Origin of the sequence: Streptomyces sp. AC558_RSS880 (assembly GCF_019049255.1) — a bacterium.
In the GTDB taxonomy this organism is placed as follows: Bacteria; Actinomycetota; Actinomycetes; order Streptomycetales; family Streptomycetaceae; genus Streptomyces.
In genome coordinates, this window is the sequence record NZ_JAGMUJ010000061.1 from 66822 (window position 1) to 87029 (window position 20208).

20 protein-coding genes are annotated in these 20208 nt (G+C 70.9%); 9 read left to right on the forward strand and 11 right to left on the reverse strand.

The annotated features are described in order from the left end of the window. Positions 1 to 41 precede the first annotated feature (41 nt). Positions 42 to 1070 carry an LLM class flavin-dependent oxidoreductase gene (locus tag KUM38_RS21610; protein WP_217131067.1) on the forward strand — a complete coding sequence of 343 codons (1029 nt, stop codon included), beginning with the start codon at positions 42 to 44 and terminating at the stop codon, positions 1068 to 1070. An 86-nt stretch (positions 1071 to 1156) separates the two neighbouring features. Here KUM38_RS21610 and KUM38_RS21615 read toward each other — a convergent pair whose 3' ends face one another. After that, on the reverse strand, positions 1157 to 1549 hold the full coding sequence (locus tag KUM38_RS21615) for an SCO5389 family protein (protein ID WP_217131068.1): 393 nt from the start codon (positions 1547 to 1549) through the stop codon (positions 1157 to 1159). Between the two features lie 288 nt (positions 1550 to 1837). Here KUM38_RS21615 and nucS point away from each other — a divergent pair, with 288 nt between their 5' ends. Further along, positions 1838 to 2509: an endonuclease NucS gene (nucS, locus tag KUM38_RS21620; RefSeq protein ID WP_073932513.1), complete on the forward strand. Its 672-nt coding sequence runs from the start codon at positions 1838 to 1840 to the stop codon at positions 2507 to 2509. Between the two features lie 65 nt (positions 2510 to 2574). On the opposite strand, the gene KUM38_RS21625 is transcribed toward nucS, so the two are convergent. From KUM38_RS21625 to KUM38_RS21635, 3 genes are all read right to left on the reverse strand, one after another. Beyond that, positions 2575 to 4962 (reverse strand): ATP-binding protein, encoded by a 2388-nt coding sequence (locus KUM38_RS21625; protein ID WP_308409008.1) that lies wholly within the window; start codon positions 4960 to 4962, stop codon positions 2575 to 2577. Positions 4963 to 5464: 502 nt separating this feature from the next. Then, complete coding sequence (locus KUM38_RS21630; protein WP_217131069.1) at positions 5465 to 5788, reverse strand: STAS domain-containing protein; 324 nt, start codon at positions 5786 to 5788, stop codon at positions 5465 to 5467. A 155-nt stretch (positions 5789 to 5943) separates the two neighbouring features. Then, positions 5944 to 6792 carry a 3-hydroxyacyl-CoA dehydrogenase family protein gene (locus KUM38_RS21635; RefSeq protein WP_217131070.1) on the reverse strand — a complete coding sequence of 283 codons (849 nt, stop codon included), beginning with the start codon at positions 6790 to 6792 and terminating at the stop codon, positions 5944 to 5946. A gap of 227 nt (positions 6793 to 7019) precedes the next feature. Here KUM38_RS21635 and KUM38_RS21640 point away from each other — a divergent pair, with 227 nt between their 5' ends. Further along, entirely contained in the window at positions 7020 to 7682 is a 663-nt protein-coding gene (locus tag KUM38_RS21640) for a 1,4-alpha-glucan branching protein (protein WP_217131071.1), read from the forward strand. A 6-nt stretch (positions 7683 to 7688) separates the two neighbouring features. On the opposite strand, the gene KUM38_RS21645 is transcribed toward KUM38_RS21640, so the two are convergent. Beyond that, on the reverse strand, positions 7689 to 8324 hold the full coding sequence (locus KUM38_RS21645; protein ID WP_217131072.1) for a TetR/AcrR family transcriptional regulator: 636 nt from the start codon (positions 8322 to 8324) through the stop codon (positions 7689 to 7691). Between the two features lie 91 nt (positions 8325 to 8415). Between KUM38_RS21645 and KUM38_RS21650 the strand changes: the two genes are divergently transcribed. The 3 genes from KUM38_RS21650 to KUM38_RS21660 are packed head-to-tail and all read left to right on the forward strand — an operon-like array spanning position 8416 to position 10544. Beyond that, the gene (locus tag KUM38_RS21650; RefSeq protein WP_217131073.1) at positions 8416 to 9198 is read left to right on the forward strand and encodes an ABC transporter ATP-binding protein; all 783 of its coding nucleotides are present in this window, start codon (positions 8416 to 8418) and stop codon (positions 9196 to 9198) included. Positions 9199 to 9208: 10 nt separating this feature from the next. Next, entirely contained in the window at positions 9209 to 9958 is a 750-nt protein-coding gene (locus KUM38_RS21655; RefSeq protein ID WP_217131074.1) for an ABC transporter permease, read from the forward strand. A 13-nt stretch (positions 9959 to 9971) separates the two neighbouring features. Continuing rightward, positions 9972 to 10544 (forward strand): cob(I)yrinic acid a,c-diamide adenosyltransferase, encoded by a 573-nt coding sequence (locus KUM38_RS21660; protein ID WP_217131075.1) that lies wholly within the window; start codon positions 9972 to 9974, stop codon positions 10542 to 10544. Positions 10545 to 10551: 7 nt separating this feature from the next. On the opposite strand, the gene KUM38_RS21665 is transcribed toward KUM38_RS21660, so the two are convergent. Beyond that, positions 10552 to 11136 (reverse strand): hypothetical protein, encoded by a 585-nt coding sequence (locus KUM38_RS21665; RefSeq protein ID WP_217131076.1) that lies wholly within the window; start codon positions 11134 to 11136, stop codon positions 10552 to 10554. Between the two features lie 153 nt (positions 11137 to 11289). Here KUM38_RS21665 and KUM38_RS21670 point away from each other — a divergent pair, with 153 nt between their 5' ends. From KUM38_RS21670 to KUM38_RS21680, 3 genes are all read left to right on the forward strand, one after another. Beyond that, positions 11290 to 12483, forward strand: coding sequence for a sensor histidine kinase (locus KUM38_RS21670; protein WP_217131077.1), 1194 nt, complete (start codon positions 11290 to 11292; stop codon positions 12481 to 12483). Beyond that, a complete protein-coding gene (locus KUM38_RS21675) occupies positions 12480 to 13121 on the forward strand; it encodes a response regulator transcription factor (RefSeq protein WP_217131078.1) in 642 nt (213 codons plus the stop codon). The genes KUM38_RS21670 and KUM38_RS21675 overlap by 4 nt, the downstream gene beginning before the upstream one ends. Before the next feature lie 137 nt (positions 13122 to 13258). Beyond that, positions 13259 to 15082, forward strand: coding sequence for a glycoside hydrolase family 18 chitinase (locus tag KUM38_RS21680; protein ID WP_217131079.1), 1824 nt, complete (start codon positions 13259 to 13261; stop codon positions 15080 to 15082). A gap of 13 nt (positions 15083 to 15095) precedes the next feature. On the opposite strand, the gene KUM38_RS21685 is transcribed toward KUM38_RS21680, so the two are convergent. The 5 genes from KUM38_RS21685 to atpA form a co-directional block, all read right to left on the reverse strand. Further along, positions 15096 to 15542, reverse strand: a complete 447-nt coding sequence (locus KUM38_RS21685; RefSeq protein WP_217131080.1) for a DUF2550 domain-containing protein — start codon at positions 15540 to 15542, stop codon at positions 15096 to 15098. Between the two features lie 128 nt (positions 15543 to 15670). Continuing rightward, a complete protein-coding gene (locus KUM38_RS21690; protein WP_217131081.1) occupies positions 15671 to 16048 on the reverse strand; it encodes a F0F1 ATP synthase subunit epsilon in 378 nt (125 codons plus the stop codon). A gap of 130 nt (positions 16049 to 16178) precedes the next feature. After that, positions 16179 to 17615 (reverse strand): F0F1 ATP synthase subunit beta, encoded by a 1437-nt coding sequence (atpD, locus tag KUM38_RS21695; RefSeq protein ID WP_217131082.1) that lies wholly within the window; start codon positions 17613 to 17615, stop codon positions 16179 to 16181. Then, entirely contained in the window at positions 17615 to 18532 is a 918-nt protein-coding gene (locus tag KUM38_RS21700) for a F0F1 ATP synthase subunit gamma (RefSeq protein WP_217131083.1), read from the reverse strand. The genes atpD and KUM38_RS21700 overlap by 1 nt, the downstream gene beginning before the upstream one ends. Positions 18533 to 18553: 21 nt before the next feature. Further along, on the reverse strand, positions 18554 to 20143 hold the full coding sequence (gene atpA / locus KUM38_RS21705) for a F0F1 ATP synthase subunit alpha (protein ID WP_217131084.1): 1590 nt from the start codon (positions 20141 to 20143) through the stop codon (positions 18554 to 18556). Positions 20144 to 20208: the final 65 nt, after the last annotated feature.

A 20208-nucleotide genomic window follows, 5' to 3' on the forward strand; every position in this document is an offset into this window, starting at 1 on the left:
GCGGGGGAGCTCCGCGTCGGAGCCAAGGAAGCAGGAAAGCGATGCGCGTTGGAAGTTTCGTGTTGGCCGCCCAGTTCCCCGGGCAGGGCGAGGGAGAGGCGCTGCACCGCGCCGTCCGCTCGGCCGAGGTCGCCGAGGAGGCGGGGCTCGACACGGTCTGGCTGGCCGAGCACCACTTCGTGCCCTACGGCACCTGCCCGTCGGCCGTCACCCTGGCCGCGTTACTGCTCGGCCGCACCCGCCGGCTGCGGGTCGGTACGGCGGTCAGCGTGCTGCCCACCGTCCACCCCGTGGCCCTCGGCGAGCAGGCCGCGCTGCTGCACATCACGAGCGGCGGCCGGTTCTCGCTGGGCCTCGGGCGCGGCGGGCCGTGGGTCGACCTGGAGGTGTTCGGGGCCGGACTGGAGGCGTACGAGAAGGGGTTCCCGGAATCACTCGATCTGCTGGTGCGCTGGCTGCGTGAGCCGTCCGTGCGGGCCGACGGCGAGCGGTTCCGCTTCCGCGAGGTGCCCGTCGTCCCCCGCCCGTCGGAGGCCCTGCACGAGGTCGAGGGACCGGAGGTCGTGGTCGCCTGCACCTCCCCGGCGAGCGTACGGCTGGCCGCCGAGCGCGGGCTGCCGATGCTGCTCGGCATGCACATCGGGGACGAGGAGAAGGCCGAGATGGTCGCCCTGTGGCGGCAGCACGCGCGTGCCTGCGGGCGGCCGTCCCGGGAGATCCACCGCGCGGCCCACGTCTCGGCCGGCGTCTGCCAGGTCGCGGACCGGCGCGCGGACGCGGCGGAGACCCTGATGAAGGCGATGCCCGGCTGGCTGAAGCAGGGTCTTGAGGCCCATGTCACGGTGGACGGGCGGCAGCGGCGGATGCGCGACCCCCTGGAGTACACCGAGCTCCTCTGCGGACTGCACCCGGTGGGCCCCCCGCGGCTGTGCGCCGACCGGCTCGCCGCGACCAGCGAGCGGACCGGTATCTCCCGCTTCGCCCTGCTCGTCGAGGGCTCCGGCGACCTGGCGGCGACCGAGGAGAACGTACGGCGGCTCGGGGCCGAGGTCCTGCCCCAACTCGGCTGAGCGAGCCGGGAGTTCCACGAAGGCTTGCCGCCCCGGTACAGACCGCACCCCCCGCGTACGGAGCGGCAAGCGAACGATGGAGCGCGTCAGCAGTCGCGCAGTTCCGCTGACTGGTTCAGCACCTGCGCGCGCACCGAGGTGAAGCGGGCCAGCTTCTCGTCGACCGAGGAGTCAAGCGGGAACACGGCCACCCGGTGGCAGTTCTGGAAGGCCAGCCGTACACCGAAGTGGCGTTGCAGCGCGCCGCGTATCGCGTCACTCGCGAGTGCACGCAGCAGCTGACCGCGTGCCTGCTCGTCCGGCGGGGGCGTCTGGTTGTCGGCGAAGGCTCCGCCGTCCACCTTCAGCTGGGCCACCAGGGAGCTGATCATCTCCCATGCGAAGGGCAGGGAGGTCCGGACGCAGTCGACGAATTCAGCTTCGTCGACCTCGCCTCGCTCGGCCTGTTCGAGTAGGGCCGGTGAGACGTCGAGCGACATGGGTTCTCCTCTCGCACCCCCAACGATCAGGGGTTGCCTGACAGATACGGGAGTGCGCGATATCGGACACGCTGAGTACACAGGCCGCGACCTCCCGTTGAATACCGTAAGCAACGGACGGTGACGGCACCAGGCGAATGCCCGGATGCGGGACTTCCTGTGGGCCGGTAATCGGCCATCGCCGAACACGCGTTTTCCAGGAGATTCAGGACGCGACACATGGGTCCCGAGGGTCGTGTGTGACGGCGAATCGCGTCGGGGCGGGCCGGTCGAGTAGCGTTGCCGACCATGCGTCTCGTCATTGCCCGCTGCTCCGTGGACTACGCCGGGCGGCTCACCGCGCACCTGCCGTCGGCACCCCGTCTCATCCTGGTCAAGGCGGACGGCAGCGTCTCGATCCACGCCGACGACCGGGCCTACAAGCCCCTGAACTGGATGTCGCCGCCCTGCACACTGAAGGAGGGCACCGGCGACGAAGAGGGCGTCTGGACCGTCGTCAACAAGGCGGGCGAGAAGCTCATCATCACGATGGAGGAGATCCTCCACGACTCCTCGCACGAACTGGGCGTCGATCCCGGCCTGATCAAGGACGGCGTGGAAGCGCACCTCCAGGAACTGCTCGCCGACCGCATCGAGATCCTCGGCGAGGGCTACACCCTCATCCGCCGCGAGTACATGACGGCGATCGGCCCGGTCGACATCCTGTGCCGGGACGCCGAGGGGCGGACCGTCGCGGTGGAGATCAAGCGGCGCGGCGAGATCGACGGCGTGGAGCAGCTCACGCGCTATCTGGAACTGCTGAACCGCGATCCCCATCTCGCCCCGGTGCGGGGCGTCTTCGCCGCGCAGGAGATCAAGCCGCAGGCCCGGGTCCTCGCGACCGACCGGGGCATCGGCTGCCAGGTCCTCGACTACGACGCGATGCGCGGCATCGAGGACGACAAGCTGCGGCTGTTCTGAGCCGCACCCGTACGGGCTGAGGGCCGGGTTCCGTCGGGAACCCGGCCCTCACGCGTGCCCACGGGTCAGATCACCTTCTCCGGGCTGCCGGGCGTGTCCGCGCCGCTGCTCTGCGGGGCGCTCGCGCTCGTCTCCACGGGGGAGGAGGAGACGGAGCCGCTCGCGGAGTCGGTGGTGGACGGCTCCTCCGGAGGCGTGGTCTCCGTCTCGGTCGGCTCCGGTGTGGTCTCGGTCTCGGTCGGCTCCGGCTCGGTCGTGCCGGAAGACGTGGGCGGCTTGGGCGTCGTGGGCTTCACGGTCGGCGACTTCGAAGGCGATGCGGAGGGGGACTCGGTCGGATCGCCCGGCTTCGTCGTCCCGCTCGGCCCGTCCGACGGCTTCCCCGACTCACTGGCCGTGGGCGTCGGGTCGTCGGAGGTGCCCAGGGTGCCGTCCGGGCCCGGGTCGGTCGGCCGGCTGGTGGCCTCGCCGGTGTCGCCGTCGCCCTCCTCGGCCGCCCGTTCGGCGCCGAGGCTGCCGTCGTCGACGCCCTGGCTGGCGGAGGGGTTGACGCCGACGTTCTCCGACGGGGTGCCGGCGTCGTTCTCCGACGTGGCGCCGAGCGTGACCACCGTGCCCAGCACGGCGACGAGCAGCGCGCCCGCGCCGGCCGCCACCAGGTTGCGCTTGGCCAGTGCCTTGAGACCACCGCCCGGCTTGGCCGACGGCATGGCCGGCGCCGGCGCCGCGCGGTGGACGACCAGGGCGGTGTCGGCGGGCGGCTGGAGCTCCGGGAACGCCGTCGGCACCCCGCGGGGCGGTGGGGCCGACTCCTCGTAGTGGGCCTCGGGCACCTCCTCCCCCGCGGTCGGCACGAGCGTCAGCGGGGTTCCGGAGCGGTCGGCGACCAGGGCCAGCGCCCTGCGTCCGGCGACGGTGCCGCGCTTGTCGGCGAGGGCGCCGCGCAGCCCGATGGACGCCTCCAGTTCGGCGCGCGCCCGGTCGAGCTGTCCGGCGCACAGCGCGTGGACGCCAAGTTCGTGGTGGAAGTAGGCCTGTTCCGCCACGTCCCCCGTGAGCCGGGCGGCCTCCGCACCGGCCCGCAGCGCCTTCTCCCAGGCGCTCCAGTGCAGGCCCGAGGCGAACGCGGGCGCGGCGGTACGGGCCAGTTGCACGGCCGTGCTCTGCTCGCCCTCGGTGGTGGCCGTGGTGAGCGGCGACAGCACCGCGAGCGCGGCGAGCACCGCGTCGGCCTCGGCGCAGACCCGCTCCGGGGTGACCGAGGGGTGCCCGGTCCACCAGGCGTAGTGCTGGGCGGCGGCGCGGGCCCGGTCCTCGGCCTCGTCGGCGTATCCGGCGGCCTCCAGCTGGGCCGGCACTCCGGCGGCGAGCCGGTAGCGGGAACCGGCCGGGGAGACCAGTCCGCAGGCGGCCAGCTCGCCGAGCGCGGCGTCGGCGTGGGTATCGCCCACCAGGGCGGGCAGGTGCGCCTGGTGGGGCACCTCGCCGCCGAGCGCGACGGCGAACCGCAGGGTGGCGCGGGCGGAGGCGCTGAGCCGGGAGGCGAGCAGCGGGGCGGGAGCGGCGGCCTCGCCGAGCGAGGGCAGCGGCACCTCGTCGCCGTCCGCGGGGTCGTAGGCGGCCTCGTCGGGCCGTACGTCCTCGAAGACACCGAACTCGTCGACGGCGTCGGCGCCGGCCCGCAGCCGGTCGCGCTGCCGCAGCAGGGCACCGGCCTGGACGAAGCGCAACGGCAGGCCCTCGGACTCGAACCAGAGGTCGCCGGCCCAGTTCGACTCGTCCTCGGTGAGGGCCCGGCCGACGGCGTGCTCGAGCAGGTCGAGACCGGCCGCGCGGTCGAGACCGGGGAGGGCGACCTCCTCGATGTCGGCGCCGGCGGACGGCTCGGGCACGTCCGGGGTGGCGCCGAACAGGAAGGCGCACTCGGGGGTGGCGTCCAGCAGCTCGTCGAGGGCGGCGCCGCCGAACTCCAGGTCGTCGAGGACGACGACGGCACCGATCTCGCGGACGCAGTCGGCGAGTCCGTCCCGGTCCGGGCGGTGCAGCGGGGCCTCGTGGACGGCGTAGAAGAGGTCGTACAGCAGGTCGTCGGCCGAGCGGCGGTGGCCGTTCAGGCGGACGACGCCGTCGGGGGCGAGGTCCGCGCAGTCCTCGGCGACGACGTCGAGGAGCCGGGTGCGGCCGGAGCCGGCCGGGCCGGTGAGGCGCACGGAGCGGCCGCGGGCCAGCAGCCGGACCAGCTTCTCGCGCTCCTCCTGACGGGCCAGCAGCGGCAGCGGGAGCTGCGCGGGACCCGGCGGGACGGGCGGCCTGGCCGCCCGCTCGACCTCGGCCCGCTCGGCCTCGGTCAGCTTCACGGGGCGGGCCGGCCGTTCGGCGGGCGGGCAGGCCTCGATCTCGCTGCCGTCGACGGGGTTGACGGTCAGCAGAAAGTCACCGGAGACGAGCTGCACCGTGCGGGCGAGCGCGGGCGCGTGCTGTCCGAAGTCGGAAGTGAGGGATTCCCGGGGCGGACGCTGGCGCGGCGCCGAACCTCCCCCGGTCTCGAACTCTCCCCCACGCTCGACTTCTCCCCCACGCTCGGCTTCGCTCGAGCGGGGGGACCCCCATGACCGGGGAGACCCCCATGGCCGGGAGGCGCCCTCTCCCTCGTGGCCGTACTCCTCGGGTCCCGGGTTGTTCGGGTCCATAGGTCCTAGCCCCCCAAAAGCGTCGTGTGGTGGAAGCCCCTCCCGGCCTCGCCGCACACCGCGCTGTCGCTTCTGGTCCGGGCCCGCTCAGGGTTTGCAGGACAGCGGGCAGCCGAACCCTAAACCTTCGCTCAGTATCTACGACAGTCCGGGGTACCGCGCGGTCCGAGACGTCACAGTCTCGTGAGGATTGTGCGCGCGTCGCACGGTTCGGCCGAGGTCGGTCCGGGTCCTCGGGGATCACCCGTCCCGCACCCGTACGCCCTCATACTCGGGGCAGCGTGTCCACCCCGATGCCTCCCTCGATCGCCAGGATCCGGTGCAGCCGGGTGGCCACCAACAGGCGCTGCATCTGCGGCGGTACGTCCCGCAGCACCAGGCGCCGGCCGCAACGGCCGGCCCGTCGGTGGGCCCCCATGATCACACCGAGTCCGGTGGCGTCCCAGGAGTCCAGATCGGACAGGTCAAGGACCAGGTCGCCGACTCCGTCGTCGACGGCCGAGTGCAGGACCGTACGGGCGTCCGCCGCGCTGCGGATGTCGAGGCGGCCCTCGACGACCAGCTCGGCGTGGTCGCCCCTGATGTACATATGCGCTCCCCGTGTTACGTCTCGTGCTCCGCGGTTTTCTGACGGCCGGTGACGCAACCTCTGACTGCGTGGCGGCGGCCGAGGTTGCTGCCTGTGAGCGAACCGATACCGAATTCACCCCGGCGCGTGACGCGCGCCGGGGCGAGTGCTCGGTGTCAGTGCTCGTAGAAGCCCTGCCCGCTCTTGCGGCCGATGTCACCGGCGTCAACCATCCGGCGCATCAGCTCGGGAGCGGCGAACTTCTCGTCCTGGGACTCGGTGTAGATGTTGTCGGTCGCGTGCAGCAGGATGTCCACGCCGGTGAGGTCCGCGGTGGCCAGCGGTCCCATGGCGTGGCCGAAGCCCAGCTTGCAGGCCAGGTCGATGTCCTCGGCGCTCGCCACGCCCGACTCGTACAGTTTGGCGGCCTCGACGACGAGGGCGGAGATGAGCCGGGTGGTGACGAAACCGGCGACGTCGCGGTTGACGACGATGCAGGTCTTGCCGACCGACTCGGCGAACTCCCGCGCCCTGGCGAGGGTTTCGTCGCTGGTCTTGTAACCGCGGACCAGTTCGCACAGCTGCATCATCGGGACCGGCGAGAAGAAGTGGGTGCCGACGACCCGCTCCGGGCGCTCCGTCACGGCCGCGATCTTGGTGATCGGGATGGCGGAGGTGTTGGAGGCGAGCACGGCGTCCTCGCGCACGATCTTGTCGAGCGTCCGGAAGATCTCGTGCTTGACCTCGAGCTTCTCGAACACCGCCTCGACCACGACGTCCGCGTCCGCGCAGGCGTCCAGGTCGGTGGTCGGGGTGATCCGGGCGAGGGCGGCGTCGGCGTCGTGCGCCTCCAGCCTGCCCTTGCTCACGAACTTGTCGTACGACGCCTTGATCCCGTCGGTGCCACGCGTGAGCGCCTCGTCGGTGACGTCCCGCAGGACGACCTCCCAGCCCGCCTGGGCGGAGACCTGGGCGATGCCGGACCCCATGAGACCGGCCCCGATGACGGCGAGCTTGCGTGCCACTGTGCGACTCCCCTGATACGCGCTGTCGTTGTTCTCTACGGGCGGACATTAGCGGGCGCGAGGGGCCGTGTGAGCGACTTAGTAACGCGTTTCACGTCTCACCTAGTGAGACCCCTGTCACGTCTCGCCCGACGGGTCCGGCGACTCGGCGGAAAGGCGGACACCGCGCGTGCGGCGGATGCGAGGGTGTGGGGGCCGGTGTCCGATCGACGGAGGAGAACCTCGGCATGGCCGTGATCCACCGCACCACCCTCGAACCGACCAAGCTGGAACTGCTGACCACCTGGCTGCCCTCGCGCCCCTGGTACCACGGGGGCGCGGAAGGACCGCGGTTGGCCAGGGCAGGCGGTTTCCGGCTCGACGACCCGGAGGGGGAGGTCGGCATCGAGTTCATGGTCGTCACCGACGCCTCCGGCGCCGAGCCGGCCGCCTACCTGGTGCCGCTCACCTACCGGGGCGCTCCGCTCGACGGGGCGGAGCACGCCCTCGTCGGCACCGCGGAACACGGTGTCCTCGGGCGGCGCTGGGTCTACGACGGCTGCCACGACCCGGTGGCGGTCGCCGAGTTGGCGGCGCTGGTCGAGGGTCGCGTGCGGGCCCAGGCCCAGAGCGTCAGCGACACCCCCGACCAGGAGGTCACCCGCGCCTGCGCGGGTGAGACCCCGGTCCCGGCGGAGTTCACCGCCGTCGAGGACACCCCGGAGCACACCGAGCTGTCCGCACCGGACGGCACGGCCCTGCGGGTCCTGCGCACCCTGCTGCCCGCCCCGGACGGCACACCGCTTCCCGGCCCGGGTGCGGCGGGCCATGTCGCCGGCGCGTGGGACCTGCCCGACGGCACCCGCGCGCGGGGCCTGCTGTGCGTCCTGCACACGCCCCCTCCGGCGTAGCCCGGTTCAGCCGCGCGTCGCGTAACCGAGGACCCGGTCGCTCAGCAGCTCCTCGATGTCGTCGACCAGTCCGAGCACCTCGCGCGAGACCTCGGCCGGCGCGCGGCCCTTCATCATCTCCCGGCCGATGGTGACGAACACGGTGCCGTGGATCCAGCAGATCTGACCGGCCACCAGGCCCGGCAGCGGGTCGCCGGGGGCGGCGCCCGTCTCCTCGCGGAGCGCCGCCTCCAGGTTGTCCTGGACCTCCTGCTGCAGGCTCCACAGCCGGGAGCGCAGCTGCGGGGAGTCGTGGATGACCCGCATGAAGCGGTCGTAGCCCTCCATCAGGCCGACCCGGGGTGACACCGCCTCGATGTCGGCGCGCAGTTCGCGCAGCACGGCGCGGGCGGCCGACTCCCCCGCGTCCCGGGACCGGACCCAGCGGGCGAGCTGGTCGACGACGCCCTTGGAGCGGTCGAAGAAGAGGTCCTCCTTGGCGGGGAAGTAGTTGTAGACCGTGTTCACGGAGACGTCGGCGGCCTCCGCCACCTCCGCCATCGTCACGGTCACGAAGCCGTGCTCCAGGAAGAGTCCGGTGGCGATGTCCGAGATCCGCTGCCTGGTCTCGCGCTTCTTCCGCTCCCTGAGCCCCTCTGTCATGTCTCTCATCGTAGGTCGGCCCGGCGATCACTGGTCTCTCTGAAATTTTGGGGTGGTTGCAAACTTTCAATGCCTCTGTTTTTCTGGGGCCATGGCAATCATCAGTACGGCCGGACTGGCCCGTACCTTCCAGACCAAGCGCGGCCCGGTGGAGGCCGTGCGCGGTGTCGACCTCACCGTCCGCGAGGGCGAGATCCTCGGCCTCCTCGGCCCCAACGGCGCCGGCAAGACCACCACCCTGCGGATGCTCACCACCCTGCTCGCCCCCACCGGCGGCGCGGCCACCGTCGCCGGCCACGACCTGGCGACCGACCCGGCCGGGGTGCGGCGGGCCTGCGGCTACGTGGCCCAGTCCGGCGGGGTCGATCCGCAGATCACGGTGCGGGAGGAGCTGGTCACCCAGGGCCGCCTGTACCGGCTCGGCACGGCGCGGGCCGTCGAGCGCGCCGAGGAGCTGGCCCGCGACCTGGACCTCACCGGGCTGCTCGACCGCACGTGCGCCGCGCTCTCCGGCGGCCAGCGGCGCCGCCTGGACATCGCGATGGCGCTCACCCACCGCCCGAAGGTGCTGTTCCTGGACGAGCCGACGACCGGTCTCGACCCCGGCAGCCGCGCCGGCCTGTGGGAGCTGGTGCGGCGGCTGCGCGACGAGCACGGCACCACCGTGTTCCTGACCACCCACTACCTCGACGAGGCGGACGCGCTCGCGGACCGGCTGGTCGTCGTCGACCGGGGCGTGGTCGCCGCCGAGGGCACCCCGGGCGCCCTGAAGCTGGAGTACGGCGGCTCGGTCGACGCCTCGCTCCAGGACACGTTCCTCGCCATCACGGGCCGCAGCGCGACGCCGGCCGACGCCACCCCCGTAGCCGTATAGGACCCCCACGATGCTGCTCCACGACACCGCGCTCATCTACGGGCGCTATCTGCGCCAGTCCCTGCGCTCCCGCTTCGCCCTGCTCTTCGGCGTGCTGATGCCGCTGCTGTACCTGCTGTTCTTCGGCCCGCTGCTGACCGGTCTGCCGCTCGGCGGGCCGGGCAGCTCCTGGCAGCTGCTGGTCCCGGGGCTGCTGCTGCAACTCGGCCTGTTCGGGGCCTCGTTCGCCGGTTTCACCATCATCATCGAGAAGGGCCAGGGGGTGGTCGAGCGGATGCGGGTCACCCCCGTGAGCCGTCTCGCCCTGCTGCTGGGCCGGGTCCTGCGGGACGCCACGCTGTTCGTCTTCCAGGCGGTGCTGCTGGTGCTGGCCGCGCTCGTGATGGGGCTGCGGGCCCCGCTGCCCGGGGTGCTCATCGGCTTCGCCTTCGTCGCCCTGCTGACCGTGTCCCTGGCCGCGCTGTCCTACGCGCTCGCCATGAGGATGGAGACCCCGCAGACGTTCGGGCCGACGATCAACGCCCTGACCCTGCCGTCGATGCTGCTGTCGGGCCTGATGCTCCCGATGACCCTGGGCCCCGCCTGGCTGGACGTCCTGTCGCACCTGACGCCGTTCCGCTACCTGGTCGACGCGGTGCGGGACGCCTACGTCGGCGCCTACGCGACGGCCCACATGCTGTACGGCGTCGTCGTCGCCGTCGGTTTCGCGGTCCTCGCCGTGACGGTGGGCACACGTGTGTTCCGGACGGCCGGAGCGTAACTAGGCTGGCCCCATGGTCAACCTGACGCGTATCTACACGAGGACCGGCGACAAGGGCACCACCGCTCTCGGCGACATGAGCCGGGTCGCCAAGACCGACCTGCGGATCTCCGCCTACGCCGACGCCAACGAGGCGAACGCGGTGATCGGCACGGCGATCGCGCTGGGCGGTCTGGAGGAGGAGGTCGTCGAGGTCCTCACCCGCGTCCAGAACGACCTGTTCGACGTGGGCGCCGACCTGTCGACGCCGGTGGTGGAGAACCCCGAGTACCCGCCGCTGCGGGTGGAGCAGTTCTACGTCGACCGGCTGGAGGCGGACTGCGACCGCTTCAACGAGCGGCTGGAGAAGCTCCGCTCCTTCATCCTGCCGGGCGGTACGCCCGGTGCGGCCCTGCTCCACCAGGCCTGCACGGTGGTACGGCGGGCCGAGCGCTCCACCTGGGCGGCGCTGGAGGTCCACGGCGACACCATGAACCCCCTCACCGCCACCTACCTCAACCGCCTCTCCGACCTCCTGTTCATCCTGGCCCGCATCGCGAACAAGGAGACCGGCGACGTGCTGTGGGTCCCGGGCGGGGAGCGCTGAGCCCCGCTCAGCGGCGGGCGTCCTCCTTCGTCTCGGCGAGGCGGTCCCGGGACTCGCCCGCCGGGGCCTTCTTCGGCCAGATCCAGTAGGCCAGGGCCACCAGGCCGTGGATGCCGGCCGCCCGCCAGGCCGTGAAGCGCCAGGCCTCCAGGGAGGTGACGCGGCTCGGGTCGTCGACGTACCAGATGGCGAGCTGGAGCAGCACCGTCGCCACGGCGGCGGCCGTCAGGGTGCCCAGCCAGACCTTGGTCTCGTGCCGGGCGCGGGCCATGCCGTAGCGCGGCGGGCCGAGCGGCTTGGGCGCGCCGCCCAGCCGGTGGGCGGCGTGGCCGTCGAGCCACTTCACGGTGCGGTGGCCGTGGCCCACGGTGTAGCCGATGTAGAGGGCGGCCAGTCCGTGGGTCCAGTTCGGTTCGGCGCCGTTCTTCAGGTCCAGCGCGGTGGCCACCAGCAGCACGACCTCCAGCAGCGGCTCGCACAGCAGCAGCGCGAGGCCGGTGCGCGGCATCCTCAGCAGATAGCGGCAGGCCAGTCCGGCGGCCAGCAGCACCCAGAAGCCGATCTCGCAGGCGGCGATCAAGGCGACGATCACGGTTCGCTCCCTTCGGTCACCCTTTCAGGCTCCCGTCCGGAACGGCCCGGCGCGTCGTCGTCGCCGACGAATCCGCGGTACATCGAAGGATGCAGTCCAGGACCCTTCGTGGGCATCAGGCGGTGTGCCGGTGCGGCGGTGTTGGATGGGCCCATGGCCGTACGACTCCCCCGTCCCCACCGCTTCGACCTGTGGCTGGCACTCGCCGGGCTGCTCGGCGGACTGCTGCTGTGGGGCATCGGGCTGGGCACCCGGCCGGCCGGCGAACCGATCGTGCTGTTCGACGGCCGCTGGCCGCTCCTCGTTCCGCTCCTCGTGACGGCCGGCTGCGAGCTGCTGCGCCGGACCGCCCCGCGTACCGCCCTGCTGACCGGCACCCTCGCCCTGACCGCGGACACCCTCACCCAGGGCAGTCTGGCCACGGTCCTCATGTACACCGACCTGATGTACGCCGCCGTCCTGTACGGCACGCCCGCCTCCGCCCGCCGCATCCCGCGGATCACCGGACTGCTCAGCATCGCCGCGACGCTGGTGCCGTACGCCGTGTGGCGGGTGCCGGAAGCGCTGCTGATCGGGGTGGCGGTCGGCGTCGTGTCGTTCGCGCCCGCGTCGACCGGCCTCATCGTGCGCAACCACCGCGACGCCGCCGAGGCGGCCCGGTTGCGTGCCGAACAGACCGCGCTGCTCGCGGAGATGGACCGCGTCCAGGCGGTGACGGCGGAACGCGCCCGGATGGCACGGGAGTTGCACGACATGGTCGCCAACCACCTCTCCGCGATCGCCATCCACTCCACGGCCGCGCTCTCCCTGGAGGACGAGAAGACCTCCCGCGAGGCGCTCACCGTGATCCGGGAGAACAGCGTGCAGGGACTGTCCGAGATGCGGCGGCTCATCGGCATCCTGCGCGACGGGGCCGACGACCGGGAACCCGCCGCGACCCCCACCCTCGACGGCCTCGGTGCCCTGGTCGAGGGCGCCCGCGCCAACGGACTGGACGTCACCCTCGACGCCACCCACGAATCCGTGCCCGCACCGGTCGAGCTCGCCGCGTACAGGATCGTGCAGGAGTCGCTGACGAACGCGCTGAAGCACGCCGCGCCGGGGAAGGTCACCGTGCGGCTGCGCCGCCTCGACGGCGGCCTCGACATCCGGGTGACCAGCCCGTACGGCGGCCGGGACACCCCCCGCGCACCGGGGTCCGGGGCCGGGCTCGTCGGTATGCGGGAGCGGGTGGCTCTGCTGGACGGCACGTTCGAGGCGGCACCGGAGAGCGGCCCGGACGGCAAGCTGTGGGTCGTACGCGCCTGTCTTCCCGTCACCGACACCGCCCAAGGAGAGATGGAATGATCCGGGTCCTGGTCGCCGAGGACCAGTCCGCCGTCCGCGCCGGACTGGTCCTGATCCTGCGCAGCGCGCCCGACATCGAGGTGGTCGGCGAGGCCGGGGACGGTGAGCGGGCGGTGGCGCTCGCCCGTGAACTCCGTCCCGACCTGGTGCTGATGGACGTACAGATGCCGCGCCTGGACGGGGTGTCGGCGACCCGGCAGGTGGTCGGGGAAGGGCTCGCCGACGTGCTGGTGCTGACCACCTTCGACCTCGACGAGTACGTGTTCGGGGCGCTGCGGGCCGGGGCCGCCGGGTTCCTGCTGAAGAACACGGACGCGAAGGACCTCATCACGGCGGTGCGCACGGTGGCACGCGGGGAGGGCATCGTCGCCCCGGCCGTCACCCGGCGGCTGATCGCGGAGTTCGCCGCGAAGCCCGCCCGCCGGGTGACCGCCGATCCGGCGGTGCTGGACGCCCTCACCCGGCGCGAGCGCGAGGTGCTGTCCTGTCTGGGCGAGGGGTTGTCCAACGCCGGCATCGCGGCGCGCCTCGACATGGCGGAGGCGACGGTGAAGACGCACGTCAGCCGTCTGCTGGGCAAGCTGGAGCTGCGCAGCCGGGTGCAAGCGGCGGTGCTGGCACAAGAGTTGGGCATCTAGCGGAAGCACAGGGAGACGGCGAGGGCAAGTGGTCCAGACCTATTGACCTGTGGTCCAGACCTTTCTATTCTCGCGGCACTGCGGGCGTGATGGCTCAGTCACGCCCTCGACGGCTTCTCCCCATAAGGAGGCGCAGCATGCGCTTCAGACATAAAGCCGCCGCAGGGTTCGCGACCCTGCTGCTCCCCCTCTCCGGGCTCGTCGCCCTCGCCGGCCCCGCCCAGGCCGCCACCTCGGCGACCGCCACCTACGCCAAGACCCAGGACTGGGGCTCCGGCTTCGAGGGCAAGTGGACGGTGAAGAACACCGGCACCACGACCCTCAACTCCTGGACCGTCGAGTGGGACTTCCCCTCCGGCACCAAGGTCACCTCCGCCTGGGACGCCACCGTCACCAACTCCGGTGACCACTGGACCGCCAAGAACCTCGGCTGGAACGGCACCCTCGCCCCCGGGGCGTCCGTCTCCTTCGGCTTCAACGGCAGCGGCTCCGGCTCCCCCACCGGCTGCAAGCTCAACGGCGGCAGCTGCGACGGCGGCCCGGAGGTCCCCGGTGACGCGGCCCCGTCCGCGCCCGGCACCCCCACCGCCTCGGACATCACCGACACCTCGGTGAAGCTGTCCTGGTCGGCCGCGACCGACGACAAGGGCGTCAAGAACTACGACGTGCTGCGCGACGGCGCCAAGGTCGCCACCGTGACCGGCACCTCGTACACGAACACCGGCCTCAGCAAGGGCACGGACTACTCGTACACCGTGCAGGCCCGTGACACCGCGGACCAGACCGGCCCGGTCAGCGGCGCGGTGAAGGTCCGCACCACCGGCGACACCGAGGAGCCGCCCCCCGGCGACAAGGTCAAGCTCGGCTACTTCACCGAGTGGGGCGTCTACGGCCGCAACTACCACGTCAAGAACCTGGTGACGTCCGGCTCCGCCGCCAAGATCACCCACATCAACTACTCGTTCGGCAACGTCAAGAACGGTCAGTGCACCGTCGACGACACCTTCGCCGCGTACGAGAAGGCCTACACCGCCGACCAGTCCGTCAGCGGCACCGCCGACACCTGGGACCAGCCGCTGCGCGGCAACTTCAACCAGCTGCGCCAGCTGAAGGCGAAGTACCCGCACATCAAGGTGCTGTACTCCTTCGGCGGCTGGACCTACTCCGGCGGCTTCGGCCAGGCCGCGCAGAACGCGGCCGCGTTCGCCAAGTCCTGCAAGCAGGTCGTGGAGGACCCGCGCTGGGCCGATGTCTTCGACGGCATCGACATCGACTGGGAGTACCCGAACGCCTGCGGTCTGACCTGTGACACCAGCGGCCCGGCGGCCTTCAAGAACCTCTCGCAGGCCCTGCGCGCCGAGTTCGGCAAGGACTACCTGGTCACCGCCGCCATCACCGCGGACGGCTCGGAGGGCGGCAAGATCGACGCTGCCGACTACGGCGGCGCCGCGCAGTACCTCGACTGGTACAACGTGATGACGTACGACTACTTCGGCGCCTGGGACAAGGCCGGCCCGACCAACCCCCACTCGCCGCTGACCTCGTACAACGGCATCCCGAAGGAGGGCTTCAACTCGGCCGCCGCGATCGCCAAGCTCAAGGCGAAGGGCGTCCCGGCGAGCAAGCTGCTGCTCGGCATCGGCTTCTACGGCCGCGGCTGGACCGGCGTCACCCAGTCCGCTCCCGGCGGCACCGCCACCGGCCCGGCGGCCGGCACCTACGAGGCCGGCATCGAGGACTACAAGGTCCTCAAGAACTCCTGCCCGGCCACCGGCACCATCGCCGGCACGGCGTACGCCCACTGCGGCACCAACTGGTGGTCCTACGACACCCCGGCCACCATCAACACGAAGATGGCCTGGGCCAAGAACCAGGGCCTGGGCGGCGCCTTCTTCTGGGAGTTCAGCGGCGACACCGCCAACGGTGAGCTGGTGAGCGCCATCGACGGCGGTCTGAAGTAACTCTCAGGCACCACTAAGCGACATTGACGCGCTGACCGGGCGGGGCTGCCTCAAGCCACGCGAGGAAACCGGTCAGCGCGTCTTCGCTCATCGCGAGCTCCAGACGCGTGCCCCGGTGCAGACAGGCGAGGATCACCGAGTCCGACAGCAGCGCCAGCTCCTCCTCGCCCTCGGGCAGACGGCGGCCGGCCACCTCGATCGCGGAACGCTCCAGGACGCGGCGCGGGCGGGGCGCGTAGGAGAACACCCGGAACCACTCGACCCGGTCACCGTTGTAGCGGGCCACCCCGTACGCCCAGCCCTTGCCGCCGGATTCGCCCGACTCAGGCGCGTCCCAGCGCAGACTGCAGTCGAACGTTCCGCCGGAACGCTGGATGAGGCGGCGGCGCAGGCCGAAGACGAAGAGCCCCACCAGCACGAGGGCCACCACGATTCCGCACACAGTCAGAGCGAGGATCATCGGCACCGACCTCCTCGTCTCCTAGGTAACGGAACGGAAAAATCATCCAGATCTGCCTCAGCCGCGGTCGGCTCCGGATCGCTCCGGTGCCGGCCGCGGCTGAGTGACGTCATCTCACCGCGCTGGAATCAGCGCCCCGCCGACGCCGCCCGCAGACGGACATCCGCGCGGCGCTCGGCCTCGGTGTCGTCCTCCGCCTTCGCACGGGCGAGCTCCTGCTCCGCGCTCTGGACGTCGATCTCGTCCGACAGCTCGGCGATCTCGGCCAGCAGCGACAGCTTGTCGTCCGCGAACGAGATGAAACCGCCGTGCACCGCGGCGACGACCGTCCCGCCCTCACGCGTACGGATGGTCACCGGGCCCGACTCCAGCACACCGAGCAGCGGCTGGTGACCGGGCATGACGCCGATGTCGCCGGACGTGGTGCGCGCGACGACCAGGGTGGCCTCGCCGGACCAGACCTCTCGGTCGGCCGCGACCAGCGCGACGTGCAGCTCAGCAGCCAAGGTGGCTCCTCGGGTCACCACCCGGCGGTTGTGCCGGGTGTTGGTTACAAGTCTAAGGGGCGTGGATGAGGGGGCGGGACGCGCCCGCCCCCTCAAGGGTGAGCCGGATGGCTCACATCGAGCTCAGGGCTCAGGAGACGCCCAGCTCCTTGGCGTTGTTCTTCAGGTCCTCGATGCCACCGCACATGAAGAACGCCTGCTCCGGGAAGTGGTCGTACTCGCCGTCGCAGATCGCGTTGAACGCGGCGATCGACTCGTCCAGCGGCACGTCCGAACCGTCCACGCCGGTGAACTGCTTGGCGACGTGGGTGTTCTGGGACAGGAAGCGCTCCACGCGACGGGCACGGTGGACGACGAGCTTGTCCTCCTCGCCGAGCTCGTCGATACCGAGGATCGCGATGATGTCCTGCAGGTCCTTGTACTTCTGCAGGATGTTCTTCACGCGCATCGCGGCGTTGTAGTGGTCCGCCGCGATGTACCGCGGGTCGAGGATGCGGGACGTCGAGTCCAGCGGGTCCACGGCCGGGTAGATGCCCTTCTCCGAGATCGGACGGGACAGCACCGTCGTCGCGTCGAGGTGGGCGAAGGTGGTGGCCGGGGCCGGGTCGGTCAGGTCGTCCGCGGGGACGTAGATCGCCTGCATCGAGGTGATCGAGTGACCACGGGTCGAGGTGATGCGCTCCTGGAGGAGACCCATCTCGTCGGCCAGGTTCGGCTGGTAGCCCACCGCGGAGGGCATACGGCCGAGCAGGGTCGACACCTCGGAACCGGCCTGGGTGAAGCGGAAGATGTTGTCGATGAAGAACAGCACGTCCTGCTTCTGGACATCGCGGAAGTACTCCGCCATGGTCAGACCGGCGAGGGCCACGCGCAGACGGGTGCCCGGGGGCTCGTCCATCTGACCGAAGACCAGGGCGGTCTTGTCGATGACGCCCGACTCGCTCATCTCGTCGATGAGGTCGTTGCCCTCACGGGTGCGCTCACCGACACCGGCGAACACCGACACACCGTCGTGGTTGTTGGCGACGCGGTAGATCATCTCCTGGATGAGCACCGTCTTGCCGACGCCGGCACCGCCGAACAGGCCGATCTTTCCACCCTTGACGTACGGGGTGAGAAGGTCGATGACCTTGACGCCGGTCTCGAACATCTCGGTCTTCGACTCGAGCTCGTCGAAGTTCGGCGCCTTGCGGTGGATCGGCCAGCGCTCGCCCGTGTACTGCTCGTCGCTGTTCAGCACCTCACCGAGGGTGTTGAACACCTTGCCCGTGGTGAAGTCGCCGACCGGCACCGAGATGGAGGAGCCGGTGTCGGTCACCGGGGCCTGGCGGACCAGACCGTCGGTGGGCTGCATGGAGATGGTGCGGACCAGGCCGTCACCCAGGTGCTGGGCGACCTCCAGGGTCAGCGTCTTGAGCGCACCCTCCTGGGCCGGGTCGGCGACCTGGACGTGGAGGGCGTTGTAGATCTCCGGCATCGCGTCGACGGGGAACTCCACGTCGACGACCGGGCCGATGACCCGGGCGACACGGCCCGTGGCCGTCGCGGTCTCAACAGTGGTGGTCATTAGTTGTCACTCCCCGCGTTCGCGTCGGCCAGGGCACTGGCGCCACCGACGATCTCGCTGATTTCCTGGGTGATTTCGGCCTGTCGGGCCGCGTTGGCAAGACGGGAGAGCGTGTTGATCAGCTCGCCCGCGTTGTCGGTGGCCGACTTCATCGCGCGCCGCGTGGCGGCGTGCTTCGAAGCGGCCGACTGGAGCAGCGCGTTGTAGATCCGGCTCTCGACGTACCGCGGCAGCAGGGCGTCGAGGACGTCCTCCGCCGAGGGCTCGAAGTCGAACAGCGGCAGGATCTCGCCCTTGGTGGTGCTCTCCGCCGCGACCTCTTCGAGGCGCAGCGGAAGCATCCGGGAGTCGACCGCCGTCTGCGTCATCATCGAGACGAACTCGGTGTAGACGATGTGGAGCTCGTCCACGCCGCCGTCCGCCGTCTCCGTCTGGAGCGCCTCGATCAGCGGGGCCGCGACCTTCTTGGCGTCCGCGTACGAGGGCTCGTCGGTGAAGCCGGTGAACGACTCCGCGACCTTGCGCTCACGGAAGTTGTAGTGGGCGACACCACGCCGGCCGACGATGTACGTCTCGACCTGCTTGCCCTCGCGCTCCAGGCGCTCGGTCAGCTGCTCCGCCGCCTTGATGGCGTTGGAGTTGAAGGCGCCGGCCAGGCCGCGGTCGCTCGTGAGGAGCAGGACCGCGGCACGGGTCGGGTTCTCCGCCTCCGTGGTGAGCGGGTGCTTGGTGTTCGACCCGGTTCCGACCGCCGTGACCGCGCGGGTGAGCTCCTGCGCGTACGGCGTGGAGGCCGCCACCTTGCGCTGCGCCTTGACGACGCGCGAGGCGGCGATCATCTCCATCGCCTTGGTGATCTTCTTGGTCGCGGTGACGGATCGGATGCGACGCTTGTAGACCCGGAGCTGGGCTCCCATGAGTCAGGTCCCTTCCTTACGTCACTTGGCGGCGGACGGGGCGTCCTCGCCGAGCAGCTTGCCGTCGCTCGTCTCGAACTGCTTCTTGAAGTCCGCGATCGCCTCGGCCACGGCCTGCAGGGTGTCGTCGGACATCTTGCCGCCCTCGCGGATGGAGGTCATGAGGCCCTGCTCCTTGCGGTGCAGGTGCTCCAGGAGCTCCTTCTCGAAGCGGCGGATGTCGGCGACCGGCACGTCGTCCATCTTGCCGGTGGTGCCGGCCCAGACGGAGACGACCTGGTCCTCGGTGGACATCGGCTGGTACTGGTCCTGCTTCAGCAGCTCGACCATGCGCTGACCGCGCTCCAGCTGCGCCTTCGACGCGGCGTCCAGGTCGGAACCGAAGGCGGCGAACGCCTCCAGCTCACGGAACTGGGCGAGGTCCACGCGCAGACGGCCGGAGACCTGCTTCATCGCCTTGTGCTGCGCGGAACCACCGACTCGGGAGACGGAGATACCGACGTTCAGCGCGGGGCGCTGACCGGCGTTGAACAGGTCCGACTCCAGGAAGCACTGGCCGTCGGTGATGGAGATGACGTTGGTCGGGATGAACGCCGACACGTCGTTGGCCTTGGTCTCGACGATCGGCAGACCGGTCATCGAGCCGGCGCCCATGTCGTCGGAGAGCTTGGCGCAGCGCTCCAGCAGGCGGGAGTGCAGGTAGAAGACGTCACCCGGGTAGGCCTCGCGGCCCGGCGGGCGGCGCAGCAGCAGGGACACGGCGCGGTAGGCGTCGGCCTGCTTCGACAGGTCGTCGAAGATGATCAGGACGTGCTTGCCCTCGTACATCCACTGCTGACCGATGGCCGAACCGGTGTACGGCGCCAGGTACTTGAAGCCGGCCGGGTCGGACGCCGGGGCGGCGACGATGGTCGTGTACTCCAGCGCGCCGTTCTCCTCCAGCGCGCGGCGGACCGACGCGATGGTGGAGCCCTTCTGGCCGATGGCGACGTAGATGCAGCGGACCTGCTTCTTCGGGTCGCCGGAGCGCCAGTTGTCGCGCTGGTTGATGATCGTGTCGACGGCCAGGGCGGTCTTGCCGGTCTGGCGGTCGCCGATGATCAGCTGGCGCTGACCACGGCCGATCGGGGTCATGGCGTCGACAGCCTTGTAGCCCGTCTCCATCGGCTCGTGCACCGACTTGCGCTGCATGACCGTGGGGGCCTGCAGTTCGAGGGCGCGGCGGCCCTCGGTCTCGATCTCGCCGAGGCCGTCGATCGGGTTGCCGAGCGGGTCGACCACACGGCCGAGGTAGCCCTCGCCGACGGCGACGGACAGCACCTCGCCGGTGCGGGTGACCGGCTGGCCCTCCTCGATGCCGCTGAACTCACCGAGGACGATGGCACCGATCTCGCGCTCCTCGAGGTTGAGGGCGAGGCCGAGGGTGCCGTCCTCGAACTTCAGCAGCTCGTTGGCCATGGCCGAGGGAAGACCCTCGACCTTCGCGATGCCGTCGCCGGCAAGGGTGACCGTACCGACCTCCTCGCGCGAGGCCGCGTCCGGCTTGTACGACTGGACAAAGTTCTCCAGCGCGTCCCGGATCTCCTCCGGCCGGATCGTGAGCTCCGCCATCTGAGTTCCCTGCTCTCCTTGTTGGGCCCGAAGTTTCACTTGGGGGGTCTGGGGGCGACCCCCAG

Bases quoted from the DNA above. Each gene is read 5' to 3' on its own strand.
- KUM38_RS21610 (WP_217131067.1), top strand. From the start codon at position 42: ATGCGCGTTGGAAGTTTCGTGTTGGCCGCCCAGTTCCCCGGGCAGGGC.
- KUM38_RS21615 (WP_217131068.1), bottom strand. From the start codon at position 1,549: ATGTCGCTCGACGTCTCACCGGCCCTACTCGAACAGGCCGAGCGAGGC.
- nucS (WP_073932513.1), top strand. From the start codon at position 1,838: ATGCGTCTCGTCATTGCCCGCTGCTCCGTGGACTACGCCGGGCGGCTC.
- KUM38_RS21630 (WP_217131069.1), bottom strand. From the start codon at position 5,788: ATGTACATCAGGGGCGACCACGCCGAGCTGGTCGTCGAGGGCCGCCTC.
- KUM38_RS21640 (WP_217131071.1), top strand. From the start codon at position 7,020: ATGGCCGTGATCCACCGCACCACCCTCGAACCGACCAAGCTGGAACTG.
- KUM38_RS21645 (WP_217131072.1), bottom strand. From the start codon at position 8,324: ATGACAGAGGGGCTCAGGGAGCGGAAGAAGCGCGAGACCAGGCAGCGG.
- KUM38_RS21650 (WP_217131073.1), top strand. From the start codon at position 8,416: ATGGCAATCATCAGTACGGCCGGACTGGCCCGTACCTTCCAGACCAAG.
- KUM38_RS21655 (WP_217131074.1), top strand. From the start codon at position 9,209: ATGCTGCTCCACGACACCGCGCTCATCTACGGGCGCTATCTGCGCCAG.
- KUM38_RS21660 (WP_217131075.1), top strand. From the start codon at position 9,972: ATGGTCAACCTGACGCGTATCTACACGAGGACCGGCGACAAGGGCACC.
- KUM38_RS21670 (WP_217131077.1), top strand. From the start codon at position 11,290: ATGGCCGTACGACTCCCCCGTCCCCACCGCTTCGACCTGTGGCTGGCA.
- KUM38_RS21675 (WP_217131078.1), top strand. From the start codon at position 12,480: ATGATCCGGGTCCTGGTCGCCGAGGACCAGTCCGCCGTCCGCGCCGGA.
- KUM38_RS21680 (WP_217131079.1), top strand. From the start codon at position 13,259: ATGCGCTTCAGACATAAAGCCGCCGCAGGGTTCGCGACCCTGCTGCTC.
- KUM38_RS21685 (WP_217131080.1), bottom strand. From the start codon at position 15,542: ATGATCCTCGCTCTGACTGTGTGCGGAATCGTGGTGGCCCTCGTGCTG.
- atpD (WP_217131082.1), bottom strand. From the start codon at position 17,615: ATGACCACCACTGTTGAGACCGCGACGGCCACGGGCCGTGTCGCCCGG.
- KUM38_RS21700 (WP_217131083.1), bottom strand. From the start codon at position 18,532: ATGGGAGCCCAGCTCCGGGTCTACAAGCGTCGCATCCGATCCGTCACC.
- atpA (WP_217131084.1), bottom strand. From the start codon at position 20,143: ATGGCGGAGCTCACGATCCGGCCGGAGGAGATCCGGGACGCGCTGGAG.